We start from the raw sequence: 9,802 nt of genomic DNA on the forward strand, positions 1-9,802 counted from the left end.
GGTCTGCGACCTACTTCTTGGGTGCCTTGAAGGGCGAGTTGATCGTCTGGAAGTACTGGAGGCCGGCACCGATCAAGGTGCCACCGCCACCGAGTGCGAGGCCGACGAGGCCGCCGACTGCAGCAGCCGGTGCAACTCCGACGAGACAGCCGACGACCGGGGCGACGACGAAGAGGACGAAGCAGGCGAGCGCTCCGCCGACGATTGCGCCGATGATGGTACCGACCAGCGACGAGACGGAGGTGCCCACACTGAGCTGTTGCTGGAAGCGGGTCAGCGCCTGGTCGTCCCGCTCCTGGCGCGTGGTCGGTGCGGCGACCTGGTGCCGCGCGCTGTCGCGCAGGGTCTTGACCTCGGCCGCGTTGACCGCCACCGAACGCGCGTTGTTACGCGACGGAATGAGCGTCACCTTGTTGCCGGCCTGACGCGCGTCAATCGGGAACTGGCGATCCTCCATGCGATATGCGAGAGGCATACGGAAGACTTCCGCGCCGCCGAAATCACGGATGGTCAGCGTGCCGTTTTCGGTGCTCGCCGAGGCATTGTGCAGGGTGAGGGTCAGCGACGACTGATTCCAGTTCGCATCGTAGGTCGCCGGCCCGAACTGCTTGGGGGCAGCCTGAGCGGTGCCGGCGAGTGCCGTGATCACCACGGCGGCAAGGGAAATGGCAACGGCGACCAGTGTGCGCGTGGATTTGCGCGACAAGGCCCCGTCCTGTCGTTCAGTTGACATGAAGGAATTCTTTCCATGAAGGGGAGTTCCCCGAAGGGGGGATTAGGGAACTGGGGTAGATCATATTCACAGGTCGAAATACCCCTGCTACCCACGTTGCTTGCGGGTCGACCAACATTCACAAACCCGGCAAAACAATTGTGAAGAAAAGTTTCGCAAGGGGCCGATGTTAAAGTTCGTTATCTGACTGTTATACATGCGAACTACTGCGACCGCAAATTCGTCCAAACGGTCTAACCCCTACTCGCGAGTAATTTCGAACGACCGTGCTACCCGTCGGCCATGTGACCCGCGAAACATGACAAGCTGTAAAGGTGCAGTCCGCTGACCCCTATGCCGCTGACATCGACGCTGTTCTGATCACCGAGGAACAGATCAAGCAGCGCACCGTCGAACTCGCCCGATCCGTCGCATCCCGGTACACCGACATCGAGGACGACCTGGTCCTGATCGGGGTGCTCAAGGGAGCGGTCATGTTCATGACCGATTTCGCGCGCGCCCTCCCGATCCCGTCCCAGCTGGAGTTCATGGCGGTGTCGAGCTACGGCTCGTCGACCTCGTCGTCCGGCGTCGTGCGGATCCTCAAGGACCTCGACCGCGACATCGAGGGCCGCGACGTCCTGATCGTCGAGGACATCATCGACTCGGGTCTCACCCTGTCGTGGCTGATGAAGAACCTCGCCACGCGTTCGCCCCGCAGCCTCGAGGTGTGCACCCTGCTCCGCAAGCCCGAGGCCGTCCGGTCGCCGGTGCGCGTCGCCGACGTCGGCTTCGACATCCCGAACGAGTTCGTCGTCGGGTACGGGCTCGACTACGCCGAGCGCTACCGGGACCTGCCCTACATCGGGCGCCTCAAGCCCGCGGTCTACAGCAGCTGATCCGCCAGACCCCGAACCCGCCATGACCTGCGCGCCGTGGCGGCGATCATGCGACGGGAACGGTTTCACCAGCGTGATCGTTGACCGGTAGCCTCAATGTGTACGTCGATGGGAAGGACATGGGAACGGAGTGGGCGCCGGGACTCGATCCCGCACGCCGGTCGAACCCCCACCAACTGGCATGAACCGTAAGACAGTCTTCCGCAACCTCGCCATCCTGGCGCTCGTCCTGCTCGCCCTGTGGGGCTGGAGCGTGATGAGCGACTCCGACCGCGAGTACCGGGGCGTCGACACCTCCGTCGCGCTGGAGCAGCTGAACAAGAAGAACACCAAGTTCATCAGCATCGACGACCGCGAGCAGCAGCTGCGCATCGAGCTCAACTCGCCGATCAAGGTCGACGACGCCGACGCGGACAAGATCAGCACCAAGTACCCCGCCCAGGCCGGTGAACAGATCTTCGACGCGGTCCAGGAGACCGGCACCAAGTACACGACGAACGTCAACGAGCAGTCGGTGCTGTGGCAGATCCTGATCTTCGTCCTGCCGATGATCCTGCTGTTCGGTCTGTTCTTCTTCGTGATGAGCCGCATGCAGGGCGGTGGCCGCGGCGGTGTCATGGGCTTCGGCAAGTCGAAGGCCAAGCAGCTCTCCAAGGACATGCCGAAGACGACCTTCGCCGATGTCGCCGGCGCCGACGAGGCCGTCGAAGAGCTCTACGAGATCAAGGACTTCCTCCAGAACCCGGCCCGCTACCAGGCCCTGGGCGCGAAGATCCCGCGCGGCGTGCTGCTGTTCGGCCCGCCCGGAACCGGTAAGACCCTGCTGGCGCGTGCGGTCGCCGGTGAGGCCGGGGTCCCGTTCTTCACCATCTCCGGCTCGGACTTCGTCGAGATGTTCGTCGGTGTCGGTGCATCCCGCGTGCGAGACCTGTTCGAGCAGGCCAAGAACAACAGCCCGTGCATCATCTTCGTCGACGAGATCGACGCCGTCGGCCGCCAACGTGGTGCAGGCCTCGGCGGTGGCCACGACGAGCGTGAGCAGACGCTGAACCAGCTGCTCGTCGAGATGGACGGCTTCGGCGACCGGTCGGGCGTCATCCTGATCGCGGCCACCAACCGTCCTGACATCCTCGACCCCGCACTGCTGCGCCCTGGTCGCTTCGACCGCCAGATCCCGGTCGGCAACCCCGACATGGCCGGGCGCCGAGCCATCCTCAAGGTGCACGCCAAGGGCAAGCCGATCGACTCGAGCGCCGACCTCGACGGTCTCGCCAAGCGCACGCCGGGCATGTCCGGCGCCGACCTGGCCAACGTCGTCAACGAGGCCGCCCTGCTCACCGCGCGTGAGAACAAGCAGACCATCACCGGCGAAGCACTCGAGGAAGCCGTCGACCGGGTCATCGGCGGACCGCGTCGCAAGAGCCGGATCATCAGCGAGCACGAACGCAAGGTCGTGGCGTACCACGAGGGCGGACACACCCTGGCCGCGTGGGCGATGCCCGATCTCGACCCGATCTACAAGGTGACGATCCTCGCCCGGGGACGAACCGGCGGTCACGCCCTCGCCGTGCCCGAGCAGGACAAGGACCTGATGACGCGCTCGGAGATGATCGCGCGACTGGTGATGGCCATGGGTGGTCGCGCCGCCGAGGAACTCGTCTTCCACGAGCCGACCACCGGAGCGTCGTCGGACATCGACCAGGCCACCAAGATCGCCCGCGCGATGGTCACCGAGTACGGCATGAGCGCGAAGCTGGGCGCCGTGCGGTACGGCCAGGACCAGGGTGATCCGTTCCTGGGTCGTTCGATGGGTGCGCAGTCGGCCTACTCGGCGGAGATCGCCAGCGAGATCGACGACGAGGTCCGTCGACTCATCGAGGCAGCGCACACGGAGGCGTGGGCCATCCTCACCGAGTACCGCGACACCCTCGACGTGCTCGCGACCCAGCTCCTCGAGAAGGAGACGTTGACCCGCAAGGACCTGGAGAAGATCTTCTCCGACGTCGTCAAGCGTCCGCGGATCACCGCGTTCAACGACTTCGGCGAGCGGACCCCGAGCGACAAGCCGCCGGTGAAGACGCCGGGCGAGCTAGCCATCGAACGCGGCGAGCCGTGGCCCCCGCCGGAGGCGGCGAAGATCCCCGAGCCCGTCGGTGCGGGATACCCGGGTGGCTCGCAGGTGCCGGGTCAGGTCCCGAACTACCCGCCGGTCTATCCCGAGCCGGGTGCTCAGGGCGGACCGGTCCCGCCGACGGGAAATCCGACTCCCCAGTACCCGAACCCGCAGTACCCGGGTGGCCAGTACCCGGAGCACCAGCAGTACCCGGGAGGCCAGAACCCGGCTCCCACGCACCCGAATCCGCAGTACCCCAACCCGGGTCAGTCGGCTCCGCCGCCCGGTGGTCCGTACACGGGCGGTACCCGCCCGGATTATGGTGCGCCGCGCGACTGGTCGGCACCGGGATGGCCGCCGGAGCAGCCCTCGACCGATCGTCCCGCCTCCAACGGGACCAACGGCTGGGGCCGGCACGGCGACAACGGGAATGCCCGGCCGGACAGTGCCGGTGAGGGTGATGACGGGCGAAGCTCGTAAGGTTTGACGCATGACGATCAGCGAGGGGCGCGACACCGTGGTGAACGGACACCGGTCGGAGTTCGATCAGGCACGTGCCGAAGCCGCGGTTCGCGAGCTGTTGCTGGCGGTCGGCGAGGACCCAGACCGTGAAGGTCTGCTCCGGACGCCCACCCGTGTGGCCAACGCCTACCGTGAGATGTTCGCCGGGCTGTACACCGACCCCGACGAGGTTCTCGCCACCACCTTCGACGAGGACCACGACGAGCTGGTGCTGGTGAAGGACATCCCGATGTACTCGACCTGCGAGCACCATCTGGTGTCCTTCCACGGTGTCGCGCATGTCGGCTACATCCCCGGGGAATCGGGCCGCGTGACCGGCCTGTCGAAGCTGGCCCGGCTGGTCGACCTGTATGCCAAGCGCCCGCAGGTCCAGGAACGCCTGACCACTCAGATCGCCGATGCCATCATGCGCAAGCTCGAACCCCGCGGCGTCATCGTCGTCATCGAAGCCGAACATCTGTGCATGGCGATGCGCGGCATCCGGAAGCCTGGGGCGACCACCACGACGTCGGCTGTCCGCGGAATCTTCAAGACCAGTGCGGTATCCCGCGGCGAAGCCCTCGACCTGATCACCCGGTGACCCCGGCCGATCCCCCGATGACACCCTCGAGCGCGGTCCCGGCCGGTGGTGGGAACCACCGGACACTGGTGATGGGCGTCCTGAACGTCACCGCAGACTCCTTCTCGGACGGCGGCCGCTACCTCGACACCGACGCTGCGGTCTCGCACGGACTCCAGCTGATCGAGCAGGGCGCCGACCTCATCGACGTCGGCGGTGAGTCGACGCGTCCGGGTGCCATCCGCGTCGCCCCCGACCTCGAGGCCGAGCGCGTCGCCCCGGTCATCGCGGCCCTCGCCTCACAGGGGGTCGTCGTCTCGGTCGACACCATGCGCGCCGACGTCGCAGCCGCCGCGATCGAGGCCGGTGCCTCGATCGTCAACGACGTCTCGGGCGGTCGTGCGGACGCCGACATGGCGCGTGTGGTCGCCGACGCGGGACTGCCGTGGATCCTGATGCACTGGCGGCCGGCGGGCGAGAGCACGGACCGTCGGTTCACCCACCGCATCGGTGATGTCGGCGGCTATCGCGACGTGGTCGCCGAGGTGAGCGGCGAGTTGCTCGCGCAGGTCGATGCCGCGGTATCCGCGGGCGTCGACCCGGACCAGCTCATCCTCGATCCCGGACTCGGCTTCGCCAAGACCGCCGAACACAACTGGGCGCTACTGCATGCGCTGCCGACCTTCATCGGGCTGGGCTTCCCCGTCCTCGTGGGCGCCTCCCGCAAGCGTTTCCTCGGCACACTTCTCGGTCGCGACGGCGTCGACCGTCCGCCCGCCGGCCGCGACATCGCGACCGCGTCGATCTCGGCGCTCACCGCCGCGGCCGGCGCGTGGGGCGTACGCGTCCACGATGTGGCGAGCACCTACGACGCCGTGACCGTCGCCGAGGCCTGGCGTGCGGGCGGCTCACGCACCACGTTCGGAGCAGGAGGGTCGCATGGCTGACCGGATCGAACTACGCGGACTGAAGGTTCGGGGCAACCACGGGGTCTTCGACCACGAGCGCGAGGACGGCCAGGACTTCTTCATCGACGTCATCCTGTGGCTCGATCTGCGTGCCGCCGCCGACACCGACGACCTCGCCGAGACCGTCGACTACGGCGCACTCGCCCAGCAGGTCGCCGCGATCGTCGGGGGTGAGCCGCGCAACCTGATCGAGACGGTCGGTGCGGAGGTCGCGGAGACGATCATGGCCGACGAACGCATCTCCGCCTGCGAGGTCACCGTGCACAAGCCGTCGGCGCCGATCCCGCTGACCTTCGACGACGTCGCGGTGGTGACCCGCCGTTCCCGAAAGGGCATGCGATGAGTCGCGCGGTTATCTCGGCCGGCTCGAATGTCGGGGACTCCCTGGGTCATCTGCGGTCAGTGGTCGAGGGTTTCGCCGACGAAATCGTGGCGGTGTCCGCGGTGTATGCCACACCGCCCTGGGGTGGGGTCGAACAGGACGACTTCCTCAACATCACCCTGATCGTCGACGGTCCGCTCAGCGCACGGCAATGGCTGGGCCGGGGCGCCGAACTGGAGCAGGCCGCCGACCGGACCCGTGAAGTCCGTTGGGGCCCGCGAACTCTCGACGTCGACGTCATCACGGTGACAGAGTCCGGCCGCGTCGTCGTCGACGACGACCCGGTGCTGACGCTTCCACACCCGCGGGCGGCGCAGCGTGCCTTCGTCCTCATCCCGTGGCTGGAGATCGAACCGGAGGCCACCCTGTGGACGCCGGAAGGGGAGCGGTCGGTGCGTGAGCTGATAGATGCCCTCGACGCCGCCGAACGAGACGCGGTGCGTGCCGTCGAGCACCTCCGCCCGGCCGGGGGTGGCGCATCATGACGCTTCCCGACCCACGCCGTCCGGGGCAGGACGACGAGGAAACCGGTCTCGGACCCACCCGACTCCGCGATCTCGTCGTCATCGCCGCGGTCACTGCGATCGCCGCGTGGATTCTGGTGCGCTACAACTACAACGACTTCCCGCCGCTACCGCTGCTGGCCGGGATCGTGCTCTACGTGCTGGCCGCGCTGGAGGTCGTCATCGCCTTCGTCGTGCGGTCGAGGGTGGAGTCCCGCGAGGTGGGTCGCGCTCGCGGACAACTGCATCCGCTCACTGCGGCGCGAGTGCTGGCCCTCGCCAAGGCATCTGCCATCCTCGGGGCGATCGCCGTCGGCGTATGGGCCGGACTGTTGGTCTTCCTCCTCGGACAGCAGGATGTGACGGCCGCCGACCAGGACCGGCCCGGTGCGATCGTGGGTCTGATCGGCGGGGTGCTGTTGGTGTGCGCGGCGATGTGGCTCGAGTACTGCTGCCGGGCGCCCGAGGACCCGCCCGCCGTCGGCGAATCCTGACCTCCGTTTCGGTGACCACCGCGGGGTGTTCGGGATCGGTGCACGGAACCGGTCCCATCGGATGTGGCGGATATGGGCGACATAACACGTCGCCGATCTGAGAAACTCCGACCCGGTTCGCGTGTGAATGTACTGACAGCGGGTAAGTTCACGATCATGACGACCTCGAACGGCCGTTCTGCCGACTCGCGACGCTCCAGTCGGTCGGCGGCGCAATGGCTGCTCGGTCTGTTGATCGTGCTCGCCCTGGCGGCAAGCGTACTGATGGTCTTCACCGACCGCCTGTCGATCCTCGGCTCGCTGGCGGTCATCGCTGCCCTGTGGGCGGCGGTCATCGGCGCGATCCTCGTGACCAAGTTCCGGCGGCAGGCCGAGAGCGCGGAGGCCAAGAGCAGGGACCTCCGGCTGGTCTACGAACTGCAACTCGAGCGGGAGATCGCCGCGCGTCGTCAGTACGAGCTCGATGTCGAGACGACCATCCGCAAGGAGATCACCGCCGAGTCCAACGAGGAACTCTCCGAGCTCAAGGCCCAGGTGCTCGCACTGCGTTCGAGTCTGGAAATGCTTCTGGGAGAACCCCTCCCGGATCAGCGGGCCGCGCTGTCGAACGAGAAGATGCGTGAGCTCGCCTCCGGTCTGTCCGGCGCCCACGCGGGTTCCTTCGGCGGGGAGTTCGGCGGCGTCCCGCCCTATCGCTCAACCTACGACGACGACGGCCTGCGCGCCGCACGCGACTTCGCGGCGACCGCGCCGACCGCGGACGACGGTCGCCACACCGGGCCGGTCGACCCGAACGAGATGACCGAGGTCATCCCCGTCATCACCGACGACCCGATCTCCGGTCGCATCGCCACCGAGGTCCCCGTCGAGGAGGTCGACCAGCACTCCGCCGGTTCGGCACCGTTCGCCCAGGGGGCCGATGAGTCCTCGACCGCCGACACCGACGCAGCCGACGATGTGTCGGACGCGGAGATCGTCGACGATTCGCGCACTACCGACGACTCGGCCGCTTACACCGATGAGACCCCGACCGACGAGTGGGCCACCGCTGCGAGCTCCGAGGCCCCGGCCGAGACCGCCGAGAGCGCCGAGACCGGTCCCGCGCCGGACGAGGAAGAGGCTTCGAGCTCCGAGGACGTGGCCCCCGCGTTCCTCGGTACTGCCGGTCGTCACGAAGGAAACGACGGACGCCCCGCCTCGGCCTACGGTGGTGGCCGCCGTCGACGCGCAGCCGACGACGACTCCGAGTCGGCACATTCGGCGGGCCTGCCGGTCTCCGAACTGCTCAGCCAGCTGCGCCAGCAGTCCGGCACGACCGGTGGCGGGCGCCGGCGTCGCGAGGGCTGACCCTGCGCATCGCCGCGCCGCCCGGACGAAATCGCCGGATCACCATTTCTCGCCGGTAAGTGAATTCATTTTCGGGTTTTTTCGAGCTTGACCGAAGCATGTCGAAAATTGCCGGTCCGATCACCTCCGGAATGGGTCGACGCGGACGGAAAATGTCTGTTTCCCGTGGTCCGAAAGCTGCTTTCGGCAGACGATTCGGCGAATTCGTATCAGTTTCGTCATCCGGTTGGATCAGTTTTGTGACTCAGGTGCGAATTCGTGCCATCGAAGTTGGACGATCGCCCTAGACTGCCCGCATGAGCGGAGCTCTGGCAGGCGGTGAGCCCGGTCTGGTCGACCGGGCCGGCACCGCTTGGGTGCCGGTCCGCCACACCGACCGCGGCTCCGCGATCAAACGGTCGCTGGTGAGTGCGTCGCTGTTCCTGCCGTTGCTCGCGTGGTGGCCGATGGTGTTGTGGCTGTTCACCTTCGATCCGCTCAACGAGACCCCGTTCCCGGAGTACTACGCGGACTATGTCGCCAACGGGCCGGCGACGAGCCTGATCCTGATCTGGACCCTCACTGCGCTGATGCCCGTGTACATGGTCCTGGTGCTCGCGTTCTGGTCACGCAGTGTGGTCCGTGCGGCCATCGCGGTCCCGGTCGGGGCGATCGGGGCGTTGGGTTTCTGGGGCGGTCAGGTCCCGGTGCTGGTCCGCTCGGGCGAATACGGGATTCTCAATTTCTGCTCCGAGCACATGCCCGCATGGGTCGTGTTGCTGATCGTCGCGTGGTCGATCGCACGCCGGAGACAATTCTGGTGGGTTCTCGCCATTCCGGTCATCGCGTTGCTCGCGATCAATGCCTACGAGGGGTGGGCGGCGAATCCGGTGGACACGATCGTGAACGGCACCGGCGATCTCCTCGGGGTGCCCGCGGCCGAGGTCCTCGATCCCTTCTCGCCGCGTTTCCGGTCGCCGTTCGACGACGCCGTCGACATCATCGCCGGCGTGGTGACGCTGTGGATCGTCGACGCGGTGATCGGTGCGCTGGCGCGACAGGACCGACCCGAGCCGACGACGTACACCGACGACCAGCTCTGACCCTCCGCCGTGGCACGGGGCGTCGACCCCGCTGAAAAGCGCCCATAGCGTCCACCCGGGTCTGAAAACCGCCCCTGGTATCTGCCCCGGTCTGGAAACCGCCCCTGGAATGCGCCCCTGGGAACCGCCCCGGTCTGAAAAGCGCCCCTGGGATCCGCCCCGGTCTGAAAAGCGCCCCTGGTATCCGCCCTCCAGAATCCCTCCGCGAGCGATCGGCGTCG

At 67.1% G+C, this 9,802-nt stretch carries 10 protein-coding genes; 9 read left to right on the top strand and 1 reads right to left on the bottom strand.

Annotation, left to right across the window (positions count from 1 at the left end; translation table 11 throughout):
• Window positions 1-10: 10 nt before the first annotated feature.
• Entirely contained in the window at window positions 11-733 is a 723-nt protein-coding gene (locus tag GONAM_RS16940; RefSeq protein WP_040536783.1) for a DUF8020 domain-containing protein, read from the bottom strand.
• A 314-nt stretch (window positions 734-1,047) separates the two neighbouring features.
• Between GONAM_RS16940 and hpt the strand changes: the two genes are divergently transcribed.
• The 9 genes from hpt (at window position 1,048) to GONAM_RS16985 (ending at window position 9,581) form a co-directional block, all read left to right on the top strand.
• Window positions 1,048-1,611 (top strand): hypoxanthine phosphoribosyltransferase, encoded by a 564-nt coding sequence (gene hpt / locus GONAM_RS16945; RefSeq protein ID WP_006867983.1) that lies wholly within the window; start codon window positions 1,048-1,050, stop codon window positions 1,609-1,611.
• A gap of 181 nt (window positions 1,612-1,792) precedes the next feature.
• The gene (ftsH, locus tag GONAM_RS16950) at window positions 1,793-4,204 is read left to right on the top strand and encodes an ATP-dependent zinc metalloprotease FtsH (RefSeq protein ID WP_006867985.1); all 2,412 of its coding nucleotides are present in this window, start codon (window positions 1,793-1,795) and stop codon (window positions 4,202-4,204) included.
• Between the two features lie 10 nt (window positions 4,205-4,214).
• The gene (gene folE, locus GONAM_RS16955) at window positions 4,215-4,826 is read left to right on the top strand and encodes a GTP cyclohydrolase I FolE (RefSeq protein ID WP_005197834.1); all 612 of its coding nucleotides are present in this window, start codon (window positions 4,215-4,217) and stop codon (window positions 4,824-4,826) included.
• Between the two features lie 17 nt (window positions 4,827-4,843).
• Window positions 4,844-5,752, top strand: coding sequence for a dihydropteroate synthase (gene folP / locus GONAM_RS16960; protein ID WP_374112740.1), 909 nt, complete (start codon window positions 4,844-4,846; stop codon window positions 5,750-5,752).
• Window positions 5,745-6,116 carry a dihydroneopterin aldolase gene (gene folB / locus GONAM_RS16965; RefSeq protein WP_006867987.1) on the top strand — a complete coding sequence of 124 codons (372 nt, stop codon included), beginning with the start codon at window positions 5,745-5,747 and terminating at the stop codon, window positions 6,114-6,116. Before folP ends, folB begins: the two co-directional genes overlap by 8 nt.
• Complete coding sequence (gene folK, locus GONAM_RS16970) at window positions 6,113-6,640, top strand: 2-amino-4-hydroxy-6-hydroxymethyldihydropteridine diphosphokinase (RefSeq protein ID WP_006867988.1); 528 nt, start codon at window positions 6,113-6,115, stop codon at window positions 6,638-6,640. The genes folB and folK overlap by 4 nt, the downstream gene beginning before the upstream one ends.
• Window positions 6,637-7,152, top strand: a complete 516-nt coding sequence (locus GONAM_RS16975; RefSeq protein WP_006867989.1) for a DUF3180 domain-containing protein — start codon at window positions 6,637-6,639, stop codon at window positions 7,150-7,152. Before folK ends, GONAM_RS16975 begins: the two co-directional genes overlap by 4 nt.
• Window positions 7,153-7,308: 156 nt before the next feature.
• Window positions 7,309-8,499, top strand: a complete 1,191-nt coding sequence (locus tag GONAM_RS16980) for a DUF6779 domain-containing protein (RefSeq protein WP_006867990.1) — start codon at window positions 7,309-7,311, stop codon at window positions 8,497-8,499.
• Window positions 8,500-8,795: 296 nt separating this feature from the next.
• On the top strand, window positions 8,796-9,581 hold the full coding sequence (locus GONAM_RS16985) for a hypothetical protein (RefSeq protein ID WP_006867991.1): 786 nt from the start codon (window positions 8,796-8,798) through the stop codon (window positions 9,579-9,581).
• The last annotated feature ends 221 nt before the right edge of the window (window positions 9,582-9,802 follow it).

This window comes from Gordonia namibiensis NBRC 108229 (assembly GCF_000298235.1).
GTDB classification, from domain to species: domain Bacteria; phylum Actinomycetota; class Actinomycetes; order Mycobacteriales; family Mycobacteriaceae; genus Gordonia; species Gordonia namibiensis.